This window comes from Gordonia sp. JH63 (assembly GCF_009856645.1).
Lineage (GTDB): Bacteria > Actinomycetota > Actinomycetes > Mycobacteriales > Mycobacteriaceae > Gordonia > Gordonia hongkongensis.
Window position 1 is genome coordinate 1,116,682 of sequence record NZ_CP047235.1, and the last position, 25,418, is coordinate 1,142,099.

At 69.1% G+C, this 25,418-nt stretch carries 25 protein-coding genes, 3 tRNA genes and 1 riboswitch; of the genes, 13 read left to right on the plus strand and 15 right to left on the minus strand.

Annotated elements, in window-relative coordinates; genetic code table 11:
* Positions 1–111 precede the first annotated feature (111 nt).
* Complete coding sequence (locus tag GR168_RS05005) at positions 112–345, plus strand: hypothetical protein (RefSeq protein WP_175401057.1); 234 nt, start codon at positions 112–114, stop codon at positions 343–345.
* 34 nt (positions 346–379) lie between these two features.
* Positions 380–1,030 (plus strand): PaaI family thioesterase, encoded by a 651-nt coding sequence (locus GR168_RS05010; protein ID WP_065629233.1) that lies wholly within the window; start codon positions 380–382, stop codon positions 1,028–1,030.
* On the opposite strand, the gene GR168_RS05015 is transcribed toward GR168_RS05010, so the two are convergent.
* Positions 1,021–3,168: an Rv1355c family protein gene (locus GR168_RS05015; protein WP_159370190.1), complete on the minus strand. Its 2,148-nt coding sequence runs from the start codon at positions 3,166–3,168 to the stop codon at positions 1,021–1,023. The two genes, GR168_RS05010 and GR168_RS05015, sit on opposite strands and share 10 nt — an antisense overlap.
* A 213-nt stretch (positions 3,169–3,381) precedes the next feature.
* Here GR168_RS05015 and GR168_RS05020 point away from each other — a divergent pair, with 213 nt between their 5' ends.
* On the plus strand, positions 3,382–4,098 hold the full coding sequence (locus tag GR168_RS05020; RefSeq protein WP_189340026.1) for a hypothetical protein: 717 nt from the start codon (positions 3,382–3,384) through the stop codon (positions 4,096–4,098).
* Here GR168_RS05020 and GR168_RS05025 read toward each other — a convergent pair.
* Positions 4,044–5,249 carry a GGDEF domain-containing protein gene (locus GR168_RS05025; protein ID WP_223258822.1) on the minus strand — a complete coding sequence of 402 codons (1,206 nt, stop codon included), beginning with the start codon at positions 5,247–5,249 and terminating at the stop codon, positions 4,044–4,046. The genes GR168_RS05020 and GR168_RS05025 overlap by 55 nt on opposite strands.
* Positions 5,250–5,711: 462 nt before the next feature.
* Here GR168_RS05025 and GR168_RS05030 point away from each other — a divergent pair, with 462 nt between their 5' ends.
* Positions 5,712–6,917: an EAL domain-containing protein gene (locus tag GR168_RS05030; RefSeq protein ID WP_159371834.1), complete on the plus strand. Its 1,206-nt coding sequence runs from the start codon at positions 5,712–5,714 to the stop codon at positions 6,915–6,917.
* Positions 6,918–7,273: 356 nt separating this feature from the next.
* Here the strand turns inward: GR168_RS05030 and GR168_RS05035 are convergent, their stop codons facing one another.
* The 4 genes from GR168_RS05035 to GR168_RS05050 all read right to left on the minus strand — a co-directional run bounded on the left by GR168_RS05035 (position 7,274) and on the right by GR168_RS05050 (position 11,070).
* The gene (locus tag GR168_RS05035; RefSeq protein ID WP_058253341.1) at positions 7,274–7,720 is read right to left on the minus strand and encodes an Hsp20/alpha crystallin family protein; all 447 of its coding nucleotides are present in this window, start codon (positions 7,718–7,720) and stop codon (positions 7,274–7,276) included.
* Between the two features lie 251 nt (positions 7,721–7,971).
* Complete coding sequence (locus GR168_RS05040; RefSeq protein WP_159370191.1) at positions 7,972–9,264, minus strand: saccharopine dehydrogenase NADP-binding domain-containing protein; 1,293 nt, start codon at positions 9,262–9,264, stop codon at positions 7,972–7,974.
* Positions 9,265–9,321: 57 nt separating this feature from the next.
* Positions 9,322–10,407, minus strand: coding sequence for an AbrB family transcriptional regulator (locus tag GR168_RS05045; RefSeq protein ID WP_159370192.1), 1,086 nt, complete (start codon positions 10,405–10,407; stop codon positions 9,322–9,324).
* A 45-nt stretch (positions 10,408–10,452) separates the two neighbouring features.
* On the minus strand, positions 10,453–11,070 hold the full coding sequence (locus GR168_RS05050) for a class I SAM-dependent methyltransferase (protein WP_159370193.1): 618 nt from the start codon (positions 11,068–11,070) through the stop codon (positions 10,453–10,455).
* 64 nt (positions 11,071–11,134) lie between these two features.
* Between GR168_RS05050 and menD the strand changes: the two genes are divergently transcribed.
* Both menD and GR168_RS05060 read left to right on the plus strand, forming a co-directional pair.
* Positions 11,135–12,838, plus strand: a complete 1,704-nt coding sequence (menD, locus tag GR168_RS05055) for a 2-succinyl-5-enolpyruvyl-6-hydroxy-3-cyclohexene-1-carboxylic-acid synthase (RefSeq protein WP_159370194.1) — start codon at positions 11,135–11,137, stop codon at positions 12,836–12,838.
* A gap of 77 nt (positions 12,839–12,915) precedes the next feature.
* Positions 12,916–13,473, plus strand: coding sequence for a hypothetical protein (locus GR168_RS05060; protein WP_159370195.1), 558 nt, complete (start codon positions 12,916–12,918; stop codon positions 13,471–13,473).
* Here GR168_RS05060 and GR168_RS05065 read toward each other — a convergent pair.
* Positions 13,454–14,074, minus strand: coding sequence for a Type 1 glutamine amidotransferase-like domain-containing protein (locus tag GR168_RS05065; protein ID WP_065629241.1), 621 nt, complete (start codon positions 14,072–14,074; stop codon positions 13,454–13,456). The two genes, GR168_RS05060 and GR168_RS05065, sit on opposite strands and share 20 nt — an antisense overlap.
* Positions 14,075–14,181: 107 nt before the next feature.
* Here GR168_RS05065 and GR168_RS05070 point away from each other — a divergent pair, with 107 nt between their 5' ends.
* Positions 14,182–15,336 (plus strand): glycosyltransferase family 1 protein, encoded by a 1,155-nt coding sequence (locus tag GR168_RS05070; RefSeq protein WP_159370196.1) that lies wholly within the window; start codon positions 14,182–14,184, stop codon positions 15,334–15,336.
* A gap of 75 nt (positions 15,337–15,411) precedes the next feature.
* Positions 15,412–16,146 carry a demethylmenaquinone methyltransferase gene (locus GR168_RS05075; RefSeq protein ID WP_058253357.1) on the plus strand — a complete coding sequence of 245 codons (735 nt, stop codon included), beginning with the start codon at positions 15,412–15,414 and terminating at the stop codon, positions 16,144–16,146.
* Here GR168_RS05075 and GR168_RS05080 read toward each other — a convergent pair.
* Positions 16,143–17,099: an oxygenase MpaB family protein gene (locus GR168_RS05080; RefSeq protein WP_159370197.1), complete on the minus strand. Its 957-nt coding sequence runs from the start codon at positions 17,097–17,099 to the stop codon at positions 16,143–16,145. The two genes, GR168_RS05075 and GR168_RS05080, sit on opposite strands and share 4 nt — an antisense overlap.
* A 124-nt stretch (positions 17,100–17,223) precedes the next feature.
* Entirely contained in the window at positions 17,224–18,483 is a 1,260-nt protein-coding gene (locus GR168_RS05085) for a geranylgeranyl reductase family protein (protein WP_159370198.1), read from the minus strand.
* A 117-nt stretch (positions 18,484–18,600) separates the two neighbouring features.
* Between GR168_RS05085 and GR168_RS05090 the strand changes: the two genes are divergently transcribed.
* Positions 18,601–19,617 (plus strand): polyprenyl synthetase family protein, encoded by a 1,017-nt coding sequence (locus GR168_RS05090; protein WP_159370199.1) that lies wholly within the window; start codon positions 18,601–18,603, stop codon positions 19,615–19,617.
* Positions 19,618–19,650: 33 nt separating this feature from the next.
* On the opposite strand, the gene htpX is transcribed toward GR168_RS05090, so the two are convergent.
* The 6 genes from htpX to GR168_RS05120 form a co-directional block, all read right to left on the minus strand.
* Entirely contained in the window at positions 19,651–20,508 is an 858-nt protein-coding gene (gene htpX, locus GR168_RS05095; RefSeq protein WP_058253356.1) for a zinc metalloprotease HtpX, read from the minus strand.
* Between the two features lie 166 nt (positions 20,509–20,674).
* Positions 20,675–21,166 (minus strand): YajQ family cyclic di-GMP-binding protein, encoded by a 492-nt coding sequence (locus GR168_RS05100; protein ID WP_058253332.1) that lies wholly within the window; start codon positions 21,164–21,166, stop codon positions 20,675–20,677.
* Positions 21,167–21,217: 51 nt separating this feature from the next.
* Positions 21,218–22,045, minus strand: coding sequence for an ABC transporter ATP-binding protein (locus tag GR168_RS05105; RefSeq protein WP_159370200.1), 828 nt, complete (start codon positions 22,043–22,045; stop codon positions 21,218–21,220).
* A complete protein-coding gene (locus GR168_RS05110) occupies positions 22,038–22,832 on the minus strand; it encodes an ABC transporter permease (RefSeq protein ID WP_058253330.1) in 795 nt (264 codons plus the stop codon). Before GR168_RS05110 ends, GR168_RS05105 begins: the two co-directional genes overlap by 8 nt.
* Positions 22,807–23,844 (minus strand): ABC transporter substrate-binding protein, encoded by a 1,038-nt coding sequence (locus GR168_RS05115; protein ID WP_159370201.1) that lies wholly within the window; start codon positions 23,842–23,844, stop codon positions 22,807–22,809. The genes GR168_RS05110 and GR168_RS05115 overlap by 26 nt, the downstream gene beginning before the upstream one ends.
* A complete protein-coding gene (locus GR168_RS05120) occupies positions 23,841–24,551 on the minus strand; it encodes a TenA family protein (protein WP_159370202.1) in 711 nt (236 codons plus the stop codon). The genes GR168_RS05115 and GR168_RS05120 overlap by 4 nt, the downstream gene beginning before the upstream one ends.
* A riboswitch (TPP riboswitch) is annotated at positions 24,539–24,633 on the minus strand. Its footprint overlaps the gene before it by 13 nt.
* 155 nt (positions 24,634–24,788) lie before the next feature.
* Here GR168_RS05120 and GR168_RS05125 point away from each other — a divergent pair.
* From GR168_RS05125 to rpmG, 4 genes are all read left to right on the plus strand, one after another.
* Positions 24,789–24,869: transfer RNA gene (locus GR168_RS05125), tRNA-Tyr, on the plus strand.
* A 117-nt stretch (positions 24,870–24,986) separates the two neighbouring features.
* Positions 24,987–25,059: transfer RNA gene (locus tag GR168_RS05130), tRNA-Thr, on the plus strand.
* Positions 25,060–25,080: 21 nt separating this feature from the next.
* Positions 25,081–25,154 (plus strand) — tRNA-Met (locus tag GR168_RS05135).
* 93 nt (positions 25,155–25,247) lie between these two features.
* Positions 25,248–25,415, plus strand: a complete 168-nt coding sequence (gene rpmG, locus GR168_RS05140; RefSeq protein ID WP_045823858.1) for a 50S ribosomal protein L33 — start codon at positions 25,248–25,250, stop codon at positions 25,413–25,415.
* Positions 25,416–25,418: the final 3 nt, after the last annotated feature.

Consider the following 25,418-nt stretch of genomic DNA (forward strand, 5'->3'; position numbering starts at 1 on the left):
GATCACGAAGTCGTGACGGGTTCGACGCGGATTGCATTCAACCATTGGATGCCGGCCGGTCTTCGGCTCGAACATCACCGAAATCTCAGTTTCGGATGCTTAGCTGTCCGTATGGCTGTATGGGGGTGGATTCTGATCCTCGGGGGCGCGTGGTGTGTCGTGTCCGCGGCGGTCGCGATGATCGTCGGGAGGGCGGTCCGGATCCGAGACGAGAAGGAACGCGGTCCGCGTGGCGTGCCGGACTACATACCCGAGTCCACGCGCCGGCTGGCCCGGGGCGGGGTGTGTGTGGATCTCGCCGACCGCCGTCGTACCGATCGGCACACCGACACCGACACCGGCTAGGGCGCGGCACCGCCGGCTCTTATACGGTTGGCCGGTGAGCGAAGCGAACGATCGCGCCGTCGAGACCGTCGACGAGGACCCGCACGAGGGTGGCTTCCGGGCCCATGCGGCCATCACCACCGACCGCGGCGGACCCCGCTACGGCGAGTTCAGTGAGCAGGTCCGCCTGCTGATGGACAACGCCCGCTACGCCTGTCCCGACGACGAGCTCGTCGACGAACTCATCGAGTCACTGAGGGCGCTCAACGACCGGCTCGCCGATTCCCGGATCGACGAGTGGCACTCACCGGCGGGGACCCGCATCGACCTCCCGTCGCGCGGCAACATCACCCTGCCGCCGTATGTGGTCACCGAGGTGAACGACAACGGGGTCGTCGCCGAACTGACGTTCCGCGATTTCCACCTCGGCGGGAACAACGCCGCGCACGGCGGTCATGTCGCGGTCGCCTTCGACGACGTGGGCGGCTTCGCGTCGGCGGTCGCGATCCAGCATGTCAGCCGGACCGCGTACCTGACCGTGCAATACCGGTCGATCACACCGCTGAACACGCCGCTGCGAATCCACGCCTGGGCGGACCGGATCGAGGGGCGCAAGGTCTTCATCAAGGGCACCCTGTACGACGGCGACCGCCTCTGTGCGGAGATGGATGCCCTGTTCATCAAGCTCAACCCCGGTCAGGCCTGACCAGCACTCGTCGGCGGGCGCACGGGCAGCCGACGGCTCACCTCCACCGGCGCATCCGTGCGCGACAGGCGCAGCACGATGGTCGGCGCCTCGCCGGCATCGAGGGGCCACGTCTCGAGCATCTCGTCGCGCAGGGCGGCCAGTTCGTCGCCGTGATTGCTCGACAGCGTTCGCGCGGTCGCGTCGTCCCCGGCGTAGAGGAACGTCGGTGTCATGGGGTGAACCGCGAAGCCGAGACGCTCGGCGGCCACCCACAGCTGCTGCGCGACGATCCCACCGCGGAGGTAATCGGCGGGGGTCGTGCCCTGCTGCACCAAGACCAGGATCGCCGACGACGAGGCGGCCCGGGCGCCGGCATCGGCACCGAGCGCGGCACCGCCACCCCATTCGTCGAGCAACGCCATGACATCGGCACGCCGCAACACGTCGAGCATCCCCGCCATCGCCGGCGGTAGGTCGAGCGAGGCGACGTCGATGCCCTCGGCGGCGGCCGGATCGGTGGTGAGCTCGGCGAACATCTCCCGATGCAGTTCGGGCGTCAGGAACCGGGCGCGATCCGATCGGGCGATGATCGAGGCATATCGGTCGATGTCCGCGCGGTCGTCGAGCGCCACCAACCGGGTCCGATCACTCGTGGCGGCATCGTGCAGTCGGACGAGATCGGAGGCCGACAGCGGTGATCCGTCCCCGACTCCACGTCGGGTGCCGCGGGCGAGCAATGCGTCGAGTTCGGTCTCCGCGTCCGCGGAGCGCGACCCGGTGTCGATGCCCTTGAGGCGTGCCCGGCCGGCCAGCGTGTCGGCCGTGTCGACGATCTCGATGTCGTCGAGCACCCCGCGCGCGACGGCCGCGACCTGCGCGTTGTACAGGGCGGCGCCGACCGCCACCGCGGATGCCCGGTGCTCGACGTCGAGGGTCGAGGTGCGGCTGCGGTCCAGGACAATGGTGACGGCGTCGTCATCGGCGATGATCTGCCAGGGCTGCTGGTTCCCGGCGGACGGCGCGCGGCTCGCGGCGTACACGACGAGTTCGCGATCGGTCATCGCCGCGACGGCGGGCTGCACCTGCGGACGGAGCGGTTCGGCGTCGGCCGGTGGTTGTGCTGGGGGTGCGGAGGCATGGGTGTCGATCGGGTCCTCGAGGCCGTCCAACCAGGCGTCCCGGTCGAATCGGACGCGACCGGACGGCAGGGACTTGCCTTGCACGAGGCGGCGGACGGCCGCGGCCACGGTGGCGCCGCCCAGGAGGACGTCGCCGCCGAGCTGCGGCCAGGCGGTGACCGTGTGCCCGAGCTCGATGGCTGACGCCGCCATCGGCGCGGTCACCTTCGTCGGCTCGAGTACCCGGACGGCGAGCGGGGTGAGCGACGCGCGGTCGAGTCCGACGAGATCTTCGATGCGCAGGTCGCCGGCCAGGCCGTGGAAAAGGGGCCGATCCGGTTCGAGGTCGAATCTCTCGACATCGAGGGTTCCACCGTCACTCGTCTCCATGAGAACCGGAATTCCTCGCTCGCGACATTTCTGGCGAACGAGGACCTTTACATCGAAGGAATCACATTCTTCGACGACGAGATCCAGGCCGTCGAGGAATTCATCGATGTTCTCGATTGTTATGCCGTCCACATGTACGACGGTGGTGAGATAGGGGTCGATCTCGGAAATGCGTCGAGCGGCGATCACGGCCTTGTTGTCGTGAATATCCATGAGGGTCGCCGGAATTCGATTCATATTCGTGAGTTCGAGATCGTCGAAATCGGCAAGGCGTAATTCGCCGGTAAGGCCTTCGAGTGCGAGCGTGAGTGATATCGCGTGTCCCACACTCAAACCGACGACACCGATCCGGAGCTCGCCCGCAGCGTCTTGCTGCGACGCGGTCAGTTTGTGCCGGTTGCGGTCGAGCCGGAGGCGTCGGAACGTGCGCGGACCGGGGATCTTGACGAGGGCGTTACGCCAGGGAAAGTGCGCGTAACGAGGTGTCTCGTCCCGGAGAGCGGGCTCGGCGGGCGGGAGGAGTTCATCGAGCGCGCGGGCGGCGCCGGCCGTGATGTCGGACACAGTGAGGGACGGCTCCGCGGTCAACGCGGCGGGTAGTTCGTCCGGGAAGTAGAGGGTGGCGGCGGCATCCGGCGGCGTGTGCATAAGCCCATGGTGTCGCACGGGATTGCACGACGCCAACCGTCAAAGCGACGGTCGGGCACAAAGAACTGCGCTTGTGGGAGTGCATAAATGTGGCCTTGTGGCAGCATTACACGCGGGGTCGGGGGAGATCTCGTTCTCTAAATTTACTAATTCCTGGAAGGCAATACTGCGATGAATAAGATGTCAGTCACCAATGATCAGGTTCGCACCGGGATGTTGCGATCGATCGCACCCGAAACCGGGGCGGAGTACTCGGTGGTCGTGGCGAGCCCGCGGTCGGAGCCCGAACTGTGGCGTGAGTACCTCGCCGGCGCGGACGCGTCGTACCACCGCCACGGGTGCGCGGCCGCACTCGAGTACGACGAGGTCGCCGGCGGCGAGGGCACCGCGATGTTCTTCGCGGTGCTCGACAGCGAGGGCAAGGTTGTCGGCGGACTACGGGTCCAACCCCGGTTGGAGGCGGCTGCGCAGTCGCACGCGCTCGTCGAATGGGCGGGTCAGCCCGGTCAGGTGCAGCTCGTCAACGCCATCGAAGAACGTCTGCACGACGGCATCGTCGAGGTCAAGACGGCCTGGGTGGACGAGCGATCGGCGATCGCGGGGTCGGTGGCCGGTCAGTTGTCGCGGTTGGGGCTGGTCATCATGGAGATGTCCGGGGTCGAGGCCATGATGGCGACCGCGGCCGACCACGTTCTGCGCCGTTGGCAATCCGGTGGTGGACGCCTCGACGAGTCGGTGTCCGCAACCCCCTTCCCGGACGACCGGTACCGCACCCGGCTCATGTGGTGGGACCGCGCCCGGCTCGACACCCTCACGAGCCCGGAGACCTGGCGTCGGATGCGCCGGGAGGCCGACGCACTCCAGGCCGCGACGGCTCAGCGCCCGCTGGTCCGGCTGTCGATGTCGACGAAGTCGGCCGGGCGTCGGTAGAAGACCTCGTACAGGCTCGCCGACGGCGGAGACACCGTCCGCTCGGCGTCGGCGGCATGTGCGCTCGGCGCGCCGTCGTTCCAGGTCACTGCGTCGATGGATTTGATGACCGTGGTGTCCCGGCCGTTCTCCTTGGCCTGATACACGCAGGCGTCGGCCTGGCCCAGGAGGTTGCCGATCACGTCGTCGGTCGAATAGGCGGTGTCGAAACGGCCGGAGACCAGCGGGTCGCCGGCGACGCGCAGCGGCGCGCAGACGCCGCCGACGCTGATGGTGACCGGCGCTGCCGCGGCGACGGCGGCCCGTAGGCGTTCGGCGCTGAGCCACAGTTCGTCCGCGTCGTGGACGACGTGGAACATGAGGAACTCCTCGCCGCCGTAGCGGCACACCTCCGAACCCACGGGGGCGTGCTCGCGGATCGCGGCCGATGCCGCCAGCAGCACGCCGTCACCGGCGAGGTGGCCGTACTGGTCGTTGATCTTCTTGAAATGGTCGACGTCGAGCAGCAGGATGCCGATCCAACCGGTGGACGACCGTGCGGCCGAGAGGAGCTGCGATGCGCGGATCAGGAAGCCGCGCCGGTTCAGCAGGCCGGTCAGCGGGTCGATCCCGACCAGGCGGGTCTGCTGATCGAGCACGGCCTCCATCGACTTGCGCAACGCGACGACCAGGAAGACCGGCACCACGATCAGGCCGAGCATCGCGCCGAAGCTGATCAGGTACTCCGGCAGCGAGGGCGTCGTCACCGCGAGGACGGTTGCCGCACAGACGACCGCCAGCGCCAGATGGGACAGGATGAGTCGGGTGGTCGCCGAGATCGCGCCGATCGCCGGGATGACCGCGACGATGGCGAGGACGAGCGTCGACGATCGTGGCGAGGCCAGGATCATCGAGGTGCCGCAGATGCCCACGATCCCCAACCCGCCCAGGAACGCGAACTCGAGGTCGGTCAGCCGGGCGCGGATGGCCGTCACCGCGAAGACGACCGCGATGAACGACCAGATGGTGAGCAGGATGGGCATGCCGCCCGGGTACAGCGTCTCGGGCGCGAGCACGCTGATGACCGGCAGCGGGATGACACCGCCGGTGCTGATCAGTGTCGCCATCGACCGGGCGTCGTAGCGCCGGAGCACCCTCCTGATCAACGACATCTACCACGACCGCTTTCCGTCGGCGGCTGTGGGGACAGCCGCTTGTTCGCCGAGATTCGCATTAATGCCACTGCGACTGCATTGGCGGAAACCGCGTAATCTTTCGTGTCCTACGCATAGGCAATGAAAGCACCTTACCAGCAGTTTTGCCGCACCTCGCGGAATCGTTAGCAGCGCTGCCGAGAATAGTGGCGAATCGCCGGCCGCGTCGGTCTCAGATTTTGTGAACATCTGTCAAAAGAAATCGATGTCTCGACCCGGGCCCACGAAAATTGCACACGGTTTCGTCGAACCGTCGCGGCGGGCATTTGTGAGAACGGTCATGACGGCCGGTCCTGGTCCGCCAGCGGTGGCGCCTCGTCCTCCTTCCCGGAAGCGGACCGGCTGAGTAGTATCTCCGCGATGGAGAACTGCGGCGCCCCCGGCGTCGCCCTGGGGGGGATCGGACCAGCGAATGACGTCGTGTTGACGTTCGGCACCTCGGTGATCGCGGTGTCGGTCGACCCGTACCACCGAGCCGTCGTCGCGTATGGCTACGAGACGTCGGCCGCGGCCGCCGAGCGCTTCATCGAACAGGTGCTGATGCCCATCAGTCCGCGGGCGCGTTTCCAGCGGCGGTCGGACTTCGACTGGCTCATCCACCTCCCGTGGACCGGCGCCGGTGACGACGAGAGCGGACGCAACGCACTGATCGAGGCGGCCCGTACCAAACTCGGTGCGCACACCGTGAGCGACGGGGAACGCAACTGGTTCCTCGACGTGTGCATGGGCGTCGCCGTCGGCGATGTGCACCTCGCCGCCGAGTCCGAGGACGATCTGGTCCGCCACGCCGATGCCGCCCTGTGCATCGCGCTGAGCAGCCGCACCGCCGTCGCATTCGCATCGCCGACGATGCTGCGCCACATCCGGGCCGAGGTCGACCTCGCGGGTTGGCTCACCAGATCGGTCGAGCGCGACTTCTCGGTCTTCTATCAGCCGATCGTCGCGGTACCCGACCGGCGGGTCGTCGGTTACGAGTCGCTGCTCCGGTGGCACACCGAGTCCGGGGTGCTGGCCCCGGACGCGTTCCTGTCTGTGGCCGAGGGGATCTCGCTGCTCGCCCCCATCGGACGGCATGCCATCGGCGAGGCCATCCGGGACCTGTCGGGGGCGATCACCCGGAACGTCGGGGCGAGCACGTTCGTCTCCCTCAACCTGTCCGGGCAGCAGTTGTGGGACGACGGGCTCGTCTCGTACGTCCACGGCCTGATCGACGGTCACGGTGTCGAGCCGTCGAGGGTCTGGGTCGAGGTGCGGGAGGACCAGGCGATCCGGGTCGACACATCCGCGTCGCGAGCGATCAACGCGCTCCACGACCTCGGGTGCACGATCTGCATCGACGACCTCGGGGCCGGCTTCTCGGCCCTGCGCTACGTCCGCGATCTCCCGGTCGACGTCCTGAAGGTCGATCGGACGCTCATCGCGCAACTGGCCGACAGCTCGCCCGACCGCGCCGTGGTCCGCGCGATCGGTGAGATGGCCGCCGCCACCGGGGTGAAGATGGTCGCCGAGGGTATCGAATCCGAGGCGGTGCTCCCGATGCTCGAGGAGTTCGGGTTCGACTACGCCCAGGGCTTCCTGTTCGGCCGCCCGGCGCCGCTGGTCGAACTGTTCGGGTCTGACCGGTAGCGAAGGCTAGGTGCCCGATTTCGTTGTGGCGCAGCGTATTGCTCCCTGGGGTGCGAAGCGTGGCCGATCCTGCTCCCTGAGGTGCGAGCGAAGCGAGCCTCGAAGGGCGTGGTGAACATTTCTTGCCAGGCCCTTCGAGGCTCGTCGCTATCGCTCCTCGCACCTCAGGGAGCGAAAGGCTGTCGCTATCGCTCCTCGCACCTCAGGGAGCAGAGAGAGACAGCGCCTCTCTACCCGACAGATCAACAGTTCTGCGGTTTGTTCGGACTAGTGAGCGGAATGATTCGTCGTCGATGGCACCTCCCGTTCGAAATGCGGTTGTTTCTTCAGAAGTGTTGCGGTCGTTGACGATCGGCTCATGTGACCGTACTGGTCTCGATCGCCTGTGGTCGGCCGGCCGACTCCACCTCGATCCGCCGCGGCTTGGCCTTCTCGGCGACCGGGATGGTCACGGTGAGAACGCCGTTGTCGTAGCGCGCCGAGATGGCCGCGCTGTCGATGGCGTCGCCGAGAGTCAGTTGGCGGCGGTAGGTTCCGGAGAATCGTTCGCTCGTCAGCCACTGCACGCCCTCGTCGGACGGCGTGCTCCGCTGGGCGGAGAGGGTGAGGACCCCGTTGTCGACGCTGACGTCGATGGAACCGGGATCGGCGCCGGGCAGATCGGCGATGAGCAGGTAGTGGTCCTCGACCTTGTACAGGTCCAGGGGCATGAAGCGGGGAGTGCGGGCAGTTCCGGCCGCTGAACCGGTCATCATGCCTCGGGTCCAGGCATCCATGTCGGAAAAGGGATCGAAACGAAGCACAGCAGTTCACCTCCTGATTCTCAAGGCTGCTCGCCACCCGTTAGACGAGCAGTTCATCGCTGTACTGCCAACGAAGATAGCACCGGATCCGGCACTCGTCTAGCACTCTGGAGGTGAGAGTGCCAGATTTTTCCGGGGCCCGAAGACGACGCCGCCCGACCGCGAGTTCGACTGTGCCGGAGTGGGTCCGGTCTGCGCCGGCGTGGCTGCCGGAGGGTCGAACGACGCAATCGGGCGGGATCGGGTCAGGGTCAGTCGGTGAGCTCGGTGGCGTCGATGCTGAACCCGGCGTTGCGGAGACGGTCGATGAGGGCGTCGCCCATCGCCACGGCAGTCGTCAGCACTCCGGCCCGCTTGGGCAGGTGGTCGCGGTCGAGGGCCAATGCCAGTGCGCTCTCGGCGAGCATCACCGCGGTGGCCTTGTAGCCGGGGTCGCCCTGGGCGCGCATCCGGGCCTTGTAGCGTCGTCCGGTGGTGGTCCGCGTGAACGTGTCGACCACGAAATAACCGTTCTCGCGGGCCTTTTCGCTGGGTCCGTCACCGGGCTTCGGCAACACGCGGTCGAGGACACGTCGCGTGGGGCCGAAACTCATCGCCCCCATGAACGCGCCGGTGCCGACCGCGACGGCGCCGGCGACGAGGGTGGACACCGCGGGGACGCCGCCGACGCTCATCGTCTCCGCGTAGTGGAAGTCCTTGCCGTAGGCGTTGTCCAACAACGCATTCGAGCGCCGCACGATCCGGGTGTTGTGAGCGGCCATGAAGAAGGGGGCCAGGGTGCCGCGCAGCGACGGGTCGACCTTCTTGGCGTTGATGATGGACAGATCGCTCGGCTCGTCGGACAGGCTGACCCGCGGGACCTCACCGGGGCCGCCCGAGAGGGCCTGCGGGTTGAGCATGAGCCGCCGGGTCTGGGTGTTGCGGGCCTCCTCGGCGATGACCCGCATGGAGTCGATCGTCCCGCCGGAGATCCCGCCGCGCATCGACGTCACCACGAGGGTCGTGTCGGTCATCTCGCCGGCGGCGTCCTCGGAGACCTTTCGATGCAGCGCGTAGGTGGTGATGTCGGAGGGCACGGAGTCGAAGCCGCAGGAGGGCACGATGCGGGCCCCCGAGGCGGCGGCGACGTCGTGGACCTTGTCGATCGCGTACCGCACGAACGGCACCTCGCCGGTGAGGTCGACGTAGTCGGTTCCGGCGGTGGCCGCCGCCACGATGAGGGCCTCGCCGTACTTGAGGTAGGGGCCGACGGTGGTGCAGACGACCTGGGTGCGCGCGACCATCGCGTCGAGCGCCGCGGGTGATTCCGCGTCGGCGATGATCAGCGGCCAGTCGTGTGCGCGCAACGGCAGCCGCTTGCGGGCGTCGGTCAGCTTCGACTCGTTGCGGCCCGCCAGCGCGATCTTCGTACCGATCGGCGCGTGGTCGGCCAGATACCGTGCCGTGAGTTCGCCGACGAAGCCGCTGGCGCCGTAGACCACGACGTCGAATTCGCGGCCGTGGGAGGTGGATGATGTCGTGTCGGTGTTCGATTCCCCGCTCATCTTCCCGACCTTACGTGGGACCGGGGTCACACGTAACCGTCGAGTCGGGCGAGACGGTCACGACGCCCGCCGAGCGGCGAGGCGCGCGGCGAAGGGCGCCACGAACAGCATGAGCAGGACGCGCAGGATCTGGGCGGCCACGACGAACGCGACGTTCCCGCCCGCCCCGGTGGCGGCGGCGAGGACGGCGTAGATCCCGCCCGGAGTGGTCGCGAGATAGCAGTCGAACATCGACTCGCCGGTCCACGCGGACAGCACGACGCCCAGCAGGGCGCAGCCGGCGCCGATGACGAGGATCAAGACCAGCGCCAGTGGCAGGACACGGCCGATCGCACGCAAGCGCGGCATCGTGAATCCGAGACCCGCCTGCCAGCCGATCACCGCGTAGGCGACCGCGAGCAGTGCGGGGGACACCTCGGCGGAACCGGCGATCCCGGTCAGTTCGGCCGCGGTGGCCAGCGCCAGCGGACCCAGTAGACCGGCTGCGGGCATGCGCAGCAACCGGCCGAGCGGAATCCCGACGCCCAGGCATACCGCCAGCAGCAACAGTCCCCAGCCCTGGATCTGCAGCGTTTCCGCCGACCACGTGTCGGGTCCCGGTGCGACGGCTGCGTTTTCGGCACCGAACACGAGCGAGGCGACCACCGGGATGGTGACGGTGACCAGCGCGACGCGCAGGTACTGGATGACCGCGACCATCCGTTCGTCGCCGCCGAACTCGCGGGTCAGCGCCACCAGCCCGGACGCGCCGCCCGCGACGAGTGCCAGCGAGCCGGTCAGGGAGTCGACGTCTCGGTGCAGCCCGAGCAGGGCGCCGCAGGCGATCGAGATGACCAGTGTCCCCAGGCCGATGACGAGCACCGGGAACCACGACGACCCGAGTCCGCCGACGGTCTCGGGCTCGGCCATCGTGCCGATGAAGACGCCGAGGACGCCCTGCGACGCCACGAACGCCCATCGCGGGACGATCGGGTCGTCGGATTCGTCGGCGTCGGTGTTCGTCCGGCCGGGCGCGCGGCCGGCGATCGCGAGAGCACCCGCGACCACGAGCCCCGCGAACAGGGCGGCGGCGTCGACCTCGAGGAGCTCCAGAACGAGCGTCGCGACCGCGGTGAGGAGAATCAGCACTGTCCAGCGACGCACTGGCTCCACAGTAGGCCCGCCGCCGGGAGCGGAGCGAGCGGGACCTCAGACCGGCCGGGCGGTCCCGACGGTCAGCGCGCCGAACGGCTTCGGTACGCCGGGCTGATAGAGCGCATCGACCGGCCCGAGTGCGAAGCCGGCGGCGGTGAGCTCGGCGCGTACGTCGCGGGTGAGATGGCAGCCGCCTGCGACGCGTTTCTGGATCGGTTCGAGTCGGCGCTGCCACCGCCGGACGCGGGCGTCGGGGGCGGAACCGTGTTCGAGGAATCCGAGTTGTCCGTCCGGACGCAGCACGCGGCGGAGTTCGGCGAGCGCCGCCTGGTGGTCGGGGATGGTGCACAGGGTGAAGGTGGTGAGCGCGGCGTCGAACGAGTCGTCGTCGAACGGCAGTCGTTGGCCGTCGAGTCCGGCACGTTCGATGGGCACCGGGGAGGTGGCGACGCGGTCGGCGGCCATCGACCATCCGACGGTCGACGGTTCGACGGCCGCGACCTCGGTGAGCCCGGCCGGGTAGACGCCGACGTTGAGGCCCGAGCCGAAGCCGATCTCGATCATCCGGCCGGACAACGACGCGCAGGCCCGCGCCCGCAGCGGGGTCAACGCCGCCATGCCGCAGGTGCGCTCGATGAGGTGCGGCAGGACTCGATCGTCGTAAAAGCCCACGTGACGAGGGTAACCCCGCTCCCCGCCGCGATGTGTGGACTCGGGAGAGCACTAGGCTTGTGGGATGAACCGACCGGCCCAGAACGCCCCCGGGCCCAACCCGTCCACACTGCAGGCCCGGGTCATCGTCGACGAGATGATCCGCGGCGGTGTCCGCGAGGCCGTGCTGTGTCCGGGGTCGCGCAACGCGCCGCTCGCCTTCGCCCTCCACGCCGCCGACGCCGCCGGGCGATTGCGTCTGCACGTGCGGATCGACGAGCGCTCGGCGGGTTATCTGGCTCTGGGGCTCGCGGTGTCGTCTGGACAGCCCGTCCCCATCGTGATGACCAGCGGCACCGCCGTGGCGAACATGGGACCGGCGGTCTTCGAGGCCAACTATGCGCGGGTGCCCCTGGTCGTCGTCAGCGCCAACCGGCCGTACGAGCTGCTCGGTTCCGGCGCCAACCAGACCGTCGAACAGTTCGGCATCTTCGGGACCCAGGTGCGCGCGGCGATCAGTCTCGGCCTCGCCGAACAGGATCTCGACACCAACAGCCAGTGGCGCTCGGCGGTCGGTCGCGTGCTCGCCGCCGCCCGGGGCGCGCGTACCGGCAACGCCGGACCCGTTCAGTTCGACATCCCGCTGCGCGAACCGCTGGTCCCCGACCCGGACGAACTGGCCGGCCCCGACCCGTCGACCGACCTCGGCTCCTTCTCCGGCCGGCCCGGCGGACTGCCCTGGACGCAGGCGCCCGTCGGCAAGCTCGACGTCCCGCTGCCGATCGACCTGTCGCTGGACACCGTGGTCGTGTCGGGGCACGGGTCGGGTGTCCATCCGGGCCTCGCTGGGATCCCCACGGTCGCCGAACCGACGGCACCGCGGCCGGTGACGCCGCTGCATCCGCTGGGCCTGAACTCCGTCCGGCCCCAGCAGGCGATCATCTGCGGTCGGCCGACGCTGCACCGCGGGGTGTCCCGCCTGCTCGCCGACCCCGAGGTCCGCGTCTACGCGCTGACCACCGGTCCGCGCTGGCCCGACGTCTCCGGCAACGTCTACGCGACCGGCACCCGGATCGAGGTCGTCGGCGAGCCGCGCGAGGACTGGCTCAAGGAGTGCGCGGCGGTACAGGAGCGGGCGGCCTTCGCCGTCACCGCCGAACTCGACGAGCCGGGCCCGGCCACCGGGCTCCACGTCGCACGGGCGGTCAGCGACGCCATGGCCGCCGGCGACCAACTCGTCGTCGGCGCCAGCAACCCCATCCGGGACATCGCCCTGGCCGGCCGGATCACCGACGGGGTGCGGGTCCTCTCGAACCGCGGGGTCGCGGGTATCGACGGGACCAATTCGACGGCGATCGGTGCCGCCATGGCACGTGACCGGGATCAGGCCGGCGCGCGGACCATCGCCCTGATGGGCGACCTGACCTTCGTGCACGACGCGACCGGTCTGGTCATCGGCCCGGGCGAGCCGCGCCCGTCGTCGCTGCGGATCGTGGTCGCCAACGACGACGGCGGCGGGATCTTCGGTCTGCTCGAACAGGGCGACCCGCGCTACAACACCGGGCTGTACGCCGGGGCCTACGAGCGGGTCTTCGGGACCCCGCATCGGACCGACATCGCGTCGATGTGCGCGGGTTTCCACATCCCGCATCGTCGGGTCGGGGTCGGTGAGCTCGGCGCGGTGCTCGCCGAGGATCCTGCTCCCGGCGGGATCGAGGTCGTCGAGGTCGCCACCGACCGCGAACGGCTGCGATCCGTGCACGCGGCGATCGCAGCGCGACTGCGGTAGGGCTGTCGGTGCGTCCCGGCGGTGCGCGACCGGTCGGTCCGGCCACCGGCGGATCGGTGCCCGCTAGTCTGAACGGCATGAATCCGGTGATCCAGCGACGCGTGCAGCTCGGCCTGCTCGTCGTCGGCGTGACGATCACCTTCATGGCGATGACACTCATCGCCAGTTGTTTCAAGAACGATGCGACGATCGAGGCCAGCAAGGCGACCGTGATGGCCGAGGTCGTGTCCGTGGACAGCCTGCACGCCGCGGTGAATTTCCAGACACCCGACGGCTCGTTCCACAGTCCCCGCTTCGGGCTGCTGTATCCGACCGAGCTGAGCGAGGGACAGCGCATCAGCGTCGACTACGCGGTCTACAACCCGGATCTCGCCCGCCCGACCGGCCGCACCGCGGTGCTGTCGATCATCCCCGCCCTGTCGGTGATGGTCGGAGCGTGGCTCGTGATCGGCCTGCTGATGGTCGGGGTCGCGGAGTCCAGTCGCCGCTGGGCCCGCCGCGGCACCGCCGACGATGCTGTCGCCGAGGACTCCGACGCCGAGGACTCCGACGCCGAGGACTCCGGCAGCGACGCGGCAGACCGGGACCCGGCCGCGGCCGACCGGGACGAGACGGTCAGCCCGGGATCACCCTGAGGTCTCCGCCGGCGACGACGATCGCCTCGGCGTCGGTCAGGAAGTGCAGCCGGTGCTCGGCGCCGAACCGTTGCCTCGTCGCCTCGATCGGTCCGCGGCCGCCGACGGTGCCCTCCGCGTGCGGGATCACCGTGGCGTCGATGAGGCCGAGGCCCGCGGTCGAGGCCAGGGGCGCGGCCTCGGCGGGATCGTCGAGCAGCGCCAGGGGAGCGATGTCGGGGCCGACGACCGCGGCGCCCGCGCTGACCCCGATGTAGGGGAGGCCGGCGCGGACCGCGTCGACGAGGGTGCGGTCGGCACCCGCCAGGCGCAGCGCCCCGAGTAGATGGAAGGTGTTGCCGCCGGCGACGAACACCGCGTCGACCCCGGCGAGCTCCCGGGCGAAGACGGCTGACCCGGTCAGTTCCGGATCGAGGTCGGTCACCTCGAAACCCTGCTGCCGAAGGGTGTCCCGCTCGAGGTCGAGCCACGCGTGATCGGGATAGATCGACGACGCGGTGGGGACGTAACCGATGCGGCAGCCCGGCCCGGTCAACGGGGCGAGGAACTGCGGCACGGGGGTGAGCCAGCGGCTCAGCAGCAGGAGGTGGGTGTCGGCCACCCCTCCACTCTGCCCGGTGGCCGGGCAACGCACCGTTCATCCTGAATTGGGTGGGCCGACACGTGCGCCGTGTGGTCCGGTCAATTCTGCGGGGGACGATCGCGATCATGCGCGTCGCGATCGTCGCCGAGAGCTTCCTGCCCCAGATGAACGGGGTGGTCAATTCCGTCCTCCGGGTTGTCGACCATCTCGAGTCCACCGGCCACACCGTGGTCGTCATCGCACCCGACACCCCGCGCGGCGTGCCGGGCGGGCCGCGGATGGTCGGCCGCCGGACCCCCGTGCACATGCTGCCCGCGGTGCAGGTGCCGCGGGTGACCTCGCTCCCGGTGGGCGTGCCGTCGCCGCTGCTGTACCGCACCCTGCGCGACTTCGAACCGGATGTCGTCCACCTGGCGTCACCGTTCGTGGTGGGTGCCGCGGGCGCCGTCGCCGCCCGGGCGCTCGGCGTGCCCGTGGTGGCCGTGTTCCAGACCGACGTCGCCGGGTTTGCGGCAGCCTATCGGCTGGGCGCGGTGGAGAAGCTGGCCTGGCGCTACACACGCCGGCTGCACGAGATGTGCGACCTCACCCTCGCGCCGTCGACCGCGACGCTGGAGGTCCTCGCCGCCCACGGCATACCGCGACTCGCCCGCTGGGGTCGCGGCGTCGACGTCGGACTCTTCTCGCCGGACAAGCGCGACCCGTCGCTGCGCGCGGACTGGCTGGGTGCCGCCCGCGACGCACTGGTGGTCGGGTTCGTGGGTCGGCTCGCGCCGGAGAAGCACGTCGAACGCCTGGCCGGACTGTCGGGGAACCCGCGCGTGCAGATGGTGATCGTCGGGGACGGCCCCGAGCGGGACCGTCTCCAGCGCGCGATGCCGGATGCGGTGTTCACCGGTGAACTGCGCGGGGAGGCGCTGGCCCGCGCGTACGCGAGCTTCGACGTCTTCGTGCACGCCGGCGAACACGAGACGTTCTGTCAGGCCATCCAGGAAGCGATGGCCAGTGGCCTGCCCGTGATCGGTCCCGACGCTGGCGGCCCCCGCGACCTGGTGTCGGCGTTCCGGACCGGATATCTGCTGGAGGTCGGACGCTTCGCCGAGGAGCTGCCCGCGATCGTCGAATCCCTGCACGACGAGTCGGTCCGGGCGGCGTTCGGCCGAGCCGCGGTACAGGCCGTGCGTGCGCGCACCTGGCCGTCGGTGTGCGCGGAGCTCGTCGGCCACTACGCGCGCGTGACGGGCCGCGGAGTCGTCACCGAGGTGGGGCGGCCCGCCTGAGGTGGCGGCCGACCGCCCGGCGAGGCGACGCACCTCACGGCGGTCCTGGCCCGAACGACCGGTAGCGTGATCGGCATGTCATCGACGGGCGCGACACCACCGGAACGAGCGGGTCTGGGCCGGAGTGTCGGCCGGGCAAGTCTGGAGAAGGACCCGGCCGAGGTCGCGGCCATGTTCGACGGCGTCGCACGCCGCTACGACCTCACCAACACGGTCCTGTCGTTCGGCCGGGATCGCGGCTGGCGCAAGAAGACTCGTAGGGCACTCGACCTGCGTCCGGGCGACGTCGTCCTCGACCTCGCGGCGGGCACCGCGGTGTCGACCGTCGAACTCGCCTCCTCGGGGGCGCACTGCATCGCCGCGGACTTCTCGCTCGGCATGCTCAAGGCCGGTGCGCATCGGGACGTGCCGAAGGTCGCCGCCGACGCCCTGTCGCTCCCGTTCGCCGACGATTCGTTCGACGCCGCCACCATCTCCTTCGGTCTGCGCAACGTCAACGACGTCCCGACGGCGCTCGCCGAGCTCCGCCGGGTACTCAAACCCGGCGGACGACTGGTGATCTGCGAGTTCTCCACGCCGACGCTGAAGCCGTTCCGCACGGTGTACATGGAGTACCTGATGAAGGCGCTGCCCGCAGTCGCGACGAAGGTCTCGAGCAGCCCGGCCGCGTATGTCTATCTCGCCGAGTCGATCCGGGCGTGGCCGGACCAGTTCGCGCTGGGCGACCTCATCCGCGACGCCGGGTTCACCGGGGTGCGATGGGAGAACATGACCGGTGGGATCGCCGCGATCCACTCGGCGCGGGCCTAGTGGTTCGCGGCCCGCGGGGTCTCGTCGTGCGACACCGGGCACCCGGGCGCGAAGGTGCCGAGGTCGTCGATGCGGAAACCGCCGGGGTAGCTGCGAACCTGCTTCGTCTGGCGACCGAAGAGCGGTTCGGTGCGGGGTGACGCGAAGAGGCGGATCGCGAGCCCGCGAGCCTTGAGGCCGCCGCGCACCAGGACCCGTTCGACCGCGGTCGGTTTCGGGTAGCCGAATGCCCCGAGAAGCCGATCGTCCATGAGCGCGAACGACATCCGACGCACCACCGCCCGCGGCAACAGCTTGTACGGCATGAACGTGCCCAGCAGGTCCAGGGTGGCGTCGGCGACGGCGAGGGAATCGGGACTGAAGGCGAAATGGGCGGTCTCGTACTCGTCGTAGAACTTCTTGAAGTCGTCGTAGGTCTCGGGGATGTCCTTGATGCCCATCAGCTGACCGAGCCGACGGTAGTAATTGGTGAGACCGAGGATCTCGTGGTTGGTCAGTGAGCGCCACTCATAGGAGTTGACCCACTCGACCGGGCAGACCACGAAAGTGGCCAGCACATAGAGGAAATCGCTGTTCGGGATGTCGTACATGCCGTGCATCTGGTTGATGCGCCGGATACCGGCCCGTCCGGCCGGGCTGTCGACCCCGTGCTCGATCGGGGCGTCGAGCAGCAGGACCGTGTCGTCGTAGCGCTTCTGCGTCGACTCGGTGAACTGGCTGGTCTTGTAGAGAAGGTCGCCGATCGACGGCACCGCGTAGGTGCGGAACAGGGCGAAGCTCAACGCCTGTGTGATGCCCCACGGGAATTCCTGCGTGCCCAGGGCGCGGGCGATCGCGGTCGGGTCACCGACGGCATCCATGCGGTCGATCTCGCCGCGCAGGTGGTAGCGCTGTGCCAGTCGGTTCTGGACGGCGTGCTTGGCTCGGGTGGCGAGAGTGGATGCGGCGGACATCTTCCATCTCCTGGGTCGACGGGTGGCCTGATTCTGTCACAGCTGTGGCCGCGGCCACACGTGTTGGAACACTACAGCCCGATCGTCTCAACGCGCCACCGGGATGGCGGCCCGGCGGCCCCTCTCAGGAGAACGGCGGCCGCGGGTCGACCTGCCGGGAGACCCGCCCGGCGGTGCGCCAGGCCCGGGCCACGAGGTCGGCATCCTCGGCGGTGATCAGGTTGCCCATGACCCGCACCACCATGGACATCAGTTGCGGCGACCGGATGCCGGGCCGGCCCAGGGTGGGGACGGTCCTGGGCATGGTGAGCAGGCCGGCGAGACGTCGGGCGGCGGAGAACGCGAGCCCGTAGTGCTCCACCAGCACATCGCGCCACCGGTCGGTGTAGTCGTCCGTGCCGAGGAGTTCGACGGCGAGCCGGGCGGTCTCCAGGGCGTAGTCGATGCCCTCGCCGTTGAGCGGATTGACGCACGCGGCGGCGTCGCCGATCAGCATCCAGTTGCGACCCGCGACACCGGACACCGCACCACCCATGGGCAGCAGGGCGGACGTGATCCGGACGGGTGGGCCGTCGAGAGCCCACTCGTCGCGCACCATCGCGGCGTAGTGCTCGAGGATCGGTCGAAGTGCCATGTGCGCCGGACGTTTCGACGTCGCGAGCGCCCCGACGCCGACGTTGACCTGTCCGCCCCCGGCCGACCCGAGGGGGAAGACCCAGCCGTACCCGGGCAGCAGTGCGTCGTCGGGTCCCCGGAGTTCGAGGTGCGACCCCATCCAGTGCGAGTCGGCGCGCGCCGACGGTGCGTACGCCCGGGCGGCGACTCCGTAGGCGGTGTTCCGATGCCATTGTCGCCCCAGCGATTTGCCGATTCCCGAACGGACGCCGTCGGCGACGACGAGGTCGGTGACCCGCATCGTGTGTGTGCCCGCCGGCGTCGCGAAGGTCACCGCGCCCACCCGGTCGCCGTCCATCTCGACGCCGATGGCCTTGGCGCCCTCGATCATTCGCGCTCCCACCGACACCGCATGCGTACGGATGGCGTCGTCGAACTCGGTGCGCGCCACCGCGCTGCCGTAGGCGGGGAACCGGCCCGAGGGCCACCGGACCTGCTGGCGTGCGCCCCAGCCGTTGAGCAGGAGTCCGTCGATGCGCGGACGGTCGTCGAGGAGTGCGCCGAGCCCCAGCGCGTCGAGTTCGGCGACGGCCCGCGGCGTGAGGCCGTCGCCACACGTCTTGTCGCGCGGGAACACCGCGGCGTCGGCGAGGACCACATCCCGGCCGGCGGCGACGGCATGGGCGGCCGCCGCCGATCCACCCGGTCCGGCGCCGACGACAAGGACATCGGCGGAATCGGGGAAAGTAGGCGTCGTGTTCGTGCTCACCCGACCAGTATGTCCGGACCCCCGACGGGCTAGGCTCGCAGCAGGTGGGGTCTACGCGGCAGTCGCGTGTCCGCCGTCGAGTAGTTGCCGGATCAGACGAGATGGGGCCGCGTTTCCGTGAAGTCCACATTCGCCGGGGTTGACCTGGTGTCGGATGAGTTCGCCGATACGGTGCGCTCGTCGCTGCAGCGGGTCGAGGATCTGTTGCTCGCCGAACTCTCTTCGGGTGACGAGGTCATGACCGAGGCGGCGACCCACCTCGCGAAGGCCGGGGGCAAACGGTTCCGGCCCATGTTCGCGATCCTGGCCGCCCAGTTCGGTCCGCGCCCGGATTCCGACGATGTCATCACCTCGGCGACGGTGGTGGAGATGATCCACCTCGCCACGCTCTATCACGACGACGTGATGGACGAGGCCGCGATGCGCCGCGGTGCGGCGAGTGCCAACGCGCGCTGGACGAACAGCGTGGCCATCCTGTCCGGAGACTTCCTGTTCGCGCGCGCCTCGCGACTCGTCTCGACGCTGGGCCCCGAGGCGGTGCGCATCATCGCCGAGACGTTCGCCGAACTCGTCACCGGCCAGATGCGGGAGACGGTCGGGGTCAAACCCGGCGCCGACCCCATCGAGCACTACCTGCAGGTCGTCTGGGAGAAGACCGGCTCGCTGATCGCCGCCGCCGCCCGCTTCGGCGCGATGGCCTCCGGGGCCGAGCCCGACGACATCGAGCGGCTCTCCCGCATCGGCGACATCGTGGGAGTCGCCTTCCAGGTGTCCGACGACATCATCGACATCAGCTCGGTGTCGGTGGAGTCGGGCAAGACCCCGGGCACCGACCTTCGCGAAGGCGTCCACACGCTGCCGGTCCTCTACGCGCTCACGGGCGACGACGCGACGTCGGCCCGGTTGCGCGAACTCCTGGTGGCCGCCGACGGCGCCGCCCGGCCGCTCACCGACGACGCCGAGGTTGCCGAGGCGATCGAACTGCTCGGTTCGTCGGCGGGTATGACCGCCGCCCGGGCGAAGTTGCAGGAGTTCGCCGACGAGGCGCACGCGATGCTGGCCGAACTCCCCGAGTCGCCGGCCCACCGTGCCCTGGCGTCGCTCGTGGACTACACGATCGAACGCGTGGGCTGAGGGGTCGACCGGCAGGATCTCTGCTCAGCCGGCTCAGCGACCGTCGCGGGCCATCTCCTGCAGGCGGCGGATGCGTTCCGCGGTCGGCGGGTGGGTGGCGAACATCTTGGCCATCCGGTCGGTCGCGCGGAACGGACTCTCGATCATCATGTGCGACTGGGCCGCGATGTCGGGCTGCGGCGGCAGCGGCGCGGCCTGCACCCCGCCGGAGATCTTCGCCAGCGCCGATGCGAGTGCGAGCGGATCCCCGGTGAGTTCGGCCCCGGACTGGTCGGCCTGGAACTCGCGTGAGCGGGAGACGGCCAGCTTCACCAGGGTGGCCGCGATCGGTCCCAGCAACGCGATGAGCAGCATCGCCAGCGGGTTCGGCGCGTTGTCCCGCCCGCCGAACGCGCCCATGAACATCGCGAAGTTGGCCAGGCCGCTGATCACCGCCGCCATCGCGCCGGCGATCGAGCTGATGAGGATGTCGCGGTTGTACACGTGGGACAGCTCGTGGCCCAGCACGGCGCGCAGCTCGCGCTCGTCGAGCAGGTGCAGGATGCCGGTGGTGCAACACACCGCGGCGTTCTTCGGGTTGCGGCCGGTCGCAAACGCGTTGGGCGACTCGGTGGGGGAGATGTAGAGGGCGGGCATCGGCTGGTGTGCCGTGGTCGCCAGCTCACGCACGATCCGGTACATGACCGGAGCCTGCAGTTCGGTGACCGGTTGCGCGTGCATCGCCTTCAGCGACATCTTGGCGCTGTTGAAGTAGACGTAGGCGTTCATGCCGACGGCGACGATCACCGATCCCCACAGGATCAGCGGGCTCTGGAACAGAGCGCCGATGCCGACGATGATCGCCGACATCAGACCCAGCAGAGCCGCCGTCTTCAATCCGTTGAAATGCATCGGGTCCTCGTCTGTCCGGCGCCGCGGGTCTCGGGCTCCGCGGGCGGCCCGGGCGAACCCGGTGCCGGCGGCGGAGTGCAGGCGCCTCATCCGGTCAAACGACGCAGCGCCCGTCTGGGTTTCCGACGGTCGGGGTTCGGTGCCGCCGACCCACCGACCGGGCGGGTCAGCGGTAGTTGACGAACTGCAGGGCGATGCCGAAGTCCTCGCCCTTGAGCAGCGAGATGACGGCCTGCAGGTCGTCGCGCTTCTTGCTGGACACGCGCAGCTCGTCGCCCTGGATCTGCGCCTTGACGCCCTTCGGCCCCTCGTCGCGGATCTTCTTGGAGATCTTCTTGGCGTGCTCGGAGTCGATGCCCTGCACCAGCGAGCCGGTGATCTTGAAGGTCTTGCCCGAGCCGACGACCTCGCCGGCGTCGAAGGCCTTGAGCGAGATGTCGCGTCGGATCAGCTTCTCCTTGAACACCTCGAGGCCCGCCTGCGCGCGCTCCTCGGCGTCCGAGGTGATCACGATGTTCTCCTCGCCGGACCACTCGATGCCGGTGTTGGTGCCGCGGAAGTCGTACCGCTGCGACAACTCCTTGGCAGCCTGGTTCAGGGCGTTGTCGACCTCTTGCCGGTCGACCTTGCTCACCACGTCGAAGGATGAATCAGCCATGTCCGACAGGGTATGTCATGGCGATCAGCGACAGTGGGCGGCCGCGGGAGTCTACCGGGGCGTCCGACGCTGTGCCTGCTCGGCGAGGGCACGACGTGACTCGTCGTGGAGCACCTCGAGCAATTCTCGCTCGAGGGCGACGAACTCGGGAGCGGTGAGCCCCGCCGGATCGCGCGGGCGCGGGAGGTCGACACGCACCTCGTGGACCACGGTGGCCGGGCGGGCGGACAGCACGATCACGCGGTCGGAGAGGTGGACGGCCTCGCGGACGTCGTGGGTGATCATCAGCACGGTCCACCGGTAGCGCTGCCACACCGACTGCAACCACGTCTGCATCTCGGTTCGGGTGAGTGAGTCGAGGGCGCCGAACGGTTCATCGAGCAGCACGAGGTCGCGATTCTGGACGACGGTGCGCAGCAGTGCGGCGCGCTGCCGCATCCCGCCGGACAGCTGGAACGGGCGGGCGTCTTCGAATCCGGCGAGTCCGAAGGCGGGGAACAGGTCCGCGGCCCGGCGTCGGGCCTCCTTCGTCGGCACGCCCTGCACCTGGAGGCCGAGGATGGTGTTGTCCAGCACGGTGCGCCATGGGAACAGCAGGTCCTTCTGCGGCATGTACGCGCAGTGTCCGGCGATGGCGGGTTCGGAGCCGACGGACGCGCTGCCGGAATCGGGGACGTCGAGTCCGGCCAGCAGGCCGAAGACGGTGCTCTTGCCACATCCGCTGGGCCCGATGACGGAGACGAACTCGCCGGGCTCGGCGGTGAACGACACCCCGTCGAGGACCTCCCGGCGAGGTTGTCCGCGTCCGGGTCGGGGATAGGACTTGGTGAGCCGGTCGACGACAAGTCGGTGGTCCGGGACCAGCCGGTGGTCAGTCATGGTGGTTCCGGTCCTCGGCGCGGGCCCAGGGCGCGACGATCCGCTCGACGGCGAAGGTGAGCAGGTACAGCGTGACGCTCAGGAGCGCGGTCACCAGCACTGCCGCGAGCACCAGGTCCGTGCGGAACGAGTTCTTCTGCAGGCTCATGTAGATGCCGAGCCCCTGGGTGGCGCCGACGTACTCGGCGAACACGGCGCCCACCACCGCATAGGTGATGCCGATCCGCAGCGCGGTGAAGAACCTCGGTAGCGCGGACGGGAGCCGCACGTACCGGAAGACCTGGCGGCGGGTGGCCCCCATGCTGCGCATCAGCGCGCCGGCCTCGCGGTCGGTGGCGGCGAATCCCTCGATCAGGCCGATCGCCACCGGAAAGAACGTGACCAGGGCGATGACCAGCACCTTCGGGAGTAGGCCGAAGCCGAACCAGATGATCATCAGCGGTGCGATCGCGATGATCGGCAGGGTCTGGGAGGCGACGAACAACGGCACGAACGCCCGTCGCAGCGCCGGCGAGAAGTCGACGACGATGGCCAGCAGCCAGGCCAGGACCAACGAGACCGTGAACCCGATCAGGGTCACCTGCAGCGTCGCCGCGGCGTGCACCCCGATCTCTGCGCGGTGCGACCAACCCTGCGCGACGACGCGCGACGGCGACGGCAGCACCTGCGGCCGGATTCCGCTGACGTCGACGTAGACCTGCCAGACCGCCACCAGGACGACCACCGCGACGAGCGCGGGCGCGATGCGACGCAGGCCGGTGCTACCGAGGGGTGTCGAGGTAGTCATTGGTGAAGTACGTCGACCAGTCCGGCTCGGTCGTGAGCGGCGCCCCGTCCGGGCCGGTCAGCAGACCGCTGCGGTACAGGAACCCGGAGTTCCCGGCCCACTGTTCGAGCGTCTGTCGCCCGACCCGGCCTTCGGCGTCCTTCATGTACTGACCGGCGAGCATGCGCTGGCTCTCGAACACCAACTGCTCGTCGTTGAACGCACCGGGGTTGGCGGCGAGGAGGTCGCGGGCCGCCGCGTCCGGGTCGTCGGCCGCTGCCTGGTAACCGCGCTGCAGCGCCGTCACGAAGGCCGCCGCGCGGTCCGGGTTGTCCGCCAGCCAGTCCTCGTTGGCGTCGACGACGATCGCGTATGCCTCCGGGAAACCGAAGTCGGTGTAGTGGAAGTACCTCATCGGGGTTCCGCGATGCTCGGCCTCGATGCCCTCCCACGCGAGATAGGAGACGGTGAAGTCGGCCTGACCGGAGTAGACCGCCTCGTATGCCGAGGTCCCGAGGGTCACCGAGGTGAACTCGCCGGTGCCGCCGTCGTTTCGGATCACCTGCTCGAGGGTCTTCTCCTCGCCCGGGTCGCCGAAACCGGCGTATGTCTTCCCGTCGAGGTCCTTCGGGCTCGTGATGTCGCGGCGGTCGGCGCGGACACCGATGCCGGTGGCCCACTTCTGCAGCGGCGCGAACACGGAGATGGTGTGCGCGCCCGATGCCCGCGAGAAGGTCGACGAGTTGTGGGTGCTGATCCCGAACTCGGCGTTGCCCGCGTCCACGATGGTGTCCACGGCGGTGTTGTTGTACGGCAGGATCTCGACGTCGAGTCCGGCCTCCTCGAACCAGCCGCGCTGCTGCGCCACGAACAATCCCGTGTGGTTGGTGTTCGGGGACCAGTCGAGCGCGAATCGGATGGTGCCGTCCGAACCGGCGCCCGAACCGCACGCGGTGATCGCCGACGACGCGACGACCGCGGCGGCGAGCGCGGTGAGGAGGCGGCGCGCGCGGGCGCTCATGCGGGCGCTCATGCGGCGGGCCACGGTTGCGGGTTCAGCGCGGTGTCCCAGAACAGAAGCTCGAACCGGGTGGCGACGGTGAACGCCGTGGCCATCGCGGCCCGCTCCCGCTCGCCGGCGTGCGCCGCGGCCTCGTCCACGAGTTCCCTTGCCCGCGAAGCGGATTCCTGGAACTCCGGGGCGTCGTAGGTGGTCACCCACTGCGCGTAGGGGTGGTTTGGGTCGGCGGCGAGTACCTGGGCCGCACTCGCGGCCAGGGCCCGGCCGACTTCCGCGTAGATCCAGAAGCAGGGCAGGGCCGCGGCGGCGCCGACCGCATACGATTCGGTCGCGGCGACGGCGGTCAGGTAGGACACGTACCCCAGGCACGCCGGCGACGGCTCGGGTTCGCCCTCACGCGGAGGCAGCTGGCCGCCGTTGAGCAGGTCGCCGTGCAGCGCCGACTCGACGGTGGCCGCGGTGGCCGACGAGTTCGCCCAGAACCCCGCGGTCTGCGGGTCGGGGGACTTCGACGCCAGGATGGCGAGGGCCTTCGCGTACCCGGCCAGGTACAGCGAGTCCTGCTCCATGTAGGTGCGGAACACCTCGAGTGGCAGCGTCCCGTCGCCGAGCCGCCGCAGGAACTCGAGGTCGTCGATCGCCGTCCGCAACCCCTTCGTCTCCTCCCAGAGGTGGTCGGAGAATCGGCCGGAGACCGGCACGTGCGCATGCACAGACATGACATCCCTTCGTCAGCATTACCTGGACAGGTTCTCGGGTCTCATCTCAGCCCCGCGTCGCGGAGCACCCCGTGTCAGAACGCAGCCACAGTAGCAGGAGTGGGGGTCGCAGTGGGACGCCTGTGCCACGACCATGTCCCGGCCTGTTGACCAGCCGGTTTGCGCGTTGATGCGGTGTTCGTTGTATTCTTCACGGCGTTGTTCGTACGGCCGTCACGGTGGCCGGAAGAGCGGCACGGCAGGTTGCCCGAGCGGCCAAAGGGAGCGGATTGTAAATCCGTCGCGCAAGCTACATAGGTTCGAATCCTATACCTGCCACAGCGTGGTCCAATCTCGCGAAACTGCTCTACAGACGGTCTCCGACCAGCGATTTGTCTAGCGCAGACGCGAGTGTGTAACCTCGTTAGGGCTCTCGGGCACAACCGCCCGGGGCACGCCCCCTTAGCTCAGTCGGCAGAGCGTTTCCATGGTAAGGAAAAGGTCGACGGTTCGATTCCGTCAGGGGGCTCGCTGGACGAGAAGTCCGCGGGGCGGTGTAGCTCAGCTGGTTAGAGCGCACGACTCATAATCGTGAGGTCGAGGGATCGAGTCCCTCCACCGCTACACATCGGGTCCGACCGGAACCGAGCGCAAGGGTCGCAAGCCCTGAGGGAACTTCCGAACCCGACCACGTACCACCCGAAAGAAGGCAATCAAGTGGCCTCCTCAACAGATGTTCGCCCCAAGATCACCTTGGCCTGCGAGGTGTGCAAGCACCGTAACTACATCACGAAGAAGAACCGCCGCAACGATCCCGATCGCCTCGAGATCAAGAAGTTCTGCCCGAACTGCGGCAAGCATCAGGGGCACAAGGAATCGCGCTGACGC